This is a genomic window from Methylobacterium sp. BE186, from assembly GCF_031457035.1.
GTDB classification, from domain to species: domain Bacteria; phylum Pseudomonadota; class Alphaproteobacteria; order Rhizobiales; family Beijerinckiaceae; genus Methylobacterium; species Methylobacterium segetis.
The window spans coordinates 1-1,388 of sequence record NZ_JAVDVV010000067.1; the positions used below are offsets into that span (position 1 = coordinate 1).

At 75.0% G+C, this 1,388-nt stretch carries 1 protein-coding gene; it reads left to right on the forward strand.

The genetic code is table 11. The features are described from left to right. A partial coding sequence (locus tag J2X36_RS26745; protein ID WP_310355253.1) for a type I secretion system permease/ATPase occupies positions 1 to 1,388 on the forward strand: 1,388 nt, incomplete at both ends.

A 1,388-nucleotide genomic window follows, 5' to 3' on the forward strand; every position in this document is an offset into this window, starting at 1 on the left:
CTGGAGATGATCCGCTCCCGCATCCTCGCCCGCGTCGGCGCGGCGCTCGACGAGGCCCTCTCCGCCCGCGTCTTCGACCTCGTCGTGCGCGCCCCCCTCAAGGGCGCCGCTCCCGGCGACGGCCTCCTGCCCCTGCGCGACCTCGACGCCCTGCGCAGCTTCCTCGCCGGCGCCGGGCCCGGCGCCTTCTTCGACCTGCCCTGGATGCCGATCTACCTCGTCATCTGCTTCCTGTTCCATCCCCTCATCGGCGTCGCCGCCATCGTCGGCGCCGTCGTGCTGGCGCTCGTCACCTTCGTCACCGACCGCGCCACCCGCACCCCCGCCCAGGCCGCCACCGGCCACGGCCTGCGCCGCAACGGCCTGGCCGAGGCCGGCCGCCGCAACGCCGAGGTGCTGGCCGCGCTCGGCATGCAGGGCCGCCTCGGCGCCCGCTGGGCCGCGGCCAACCGCGACTACATGGACGCCCAGCAGCGCGTCTCGGACGTCGCCGGCGGCTTCGGGGCCGGCTCCAAGGTCTTCCGCATGGCCCTGCAATCGGGCGTGCTGGCGCTGGGCGCCTGGCTCGTGATCAACAACATGGCCACCGCCGGCATCATCATCGCCTCCTCGATCCTGGTCTCGCGCGCGCTCGCCCCGGCCGAGCTCGCCATCGCCAACTGGAAGGGCTTCGTGCAGGCCCGCCAGGCCTGGGTCCGGCTCTCCGAGCTGCTCGCCCGCATCCCCGCCGTCGGCCAGCCCCACGCCCTGCCCGCGCCCACCCGCTCCCTCGCCGTGGAGGGGGTCAGCGTGGCCCCGCCCGGCGCGCCCCGCCTCGTGGTGCAGGACCTCTCCTTCGCCCTCCAGGCCGGCCAGGGGCTCGGGGTGATCGGCCCCTCGGCCTCGGGCAAGTCCTCGCTGGTGCGCGCGCTCGTCGGCGTCTGGCCGCCGGTGCGCGGCAAGGTCCGGCTGGATGGGGCGGCGCTGGACCAGTGGTCGAGCGCCGATCTCGGGCCGCATATCGGCTTCCTGCCGCAGGAGGTGGAGCTGTTTGCCGGCACGATCGCGGAGAACATCAGCCGGTTCGAGGTCCATCCCGACCCCGAGCACGTGATCGCGGCCGCCCGCGCGGCGGGGGTGCACGATCTGATCCTGCGGCTCTCGGAGGGCTACGACACCCGCATCGGCGAGGGCGGGGCCGGGCTCTCGGCCGGGCAGCGCCAGCGGGTGGGGCTGGCGCGGGCGCTCTACCGCGAGCCGTTCCTGGTGATCCTGGACGAGCCCAACGCCAACCTCGACAACGAGGGCGAGAACGCGCTGACGCAGGCGATCCTGGGGGTGCGCCAGCGCGGCGGGATCTGCGTGGTGGTGGCCCATCGCCCGAGCGCGCTGGCGGCGGTCGATCTGGT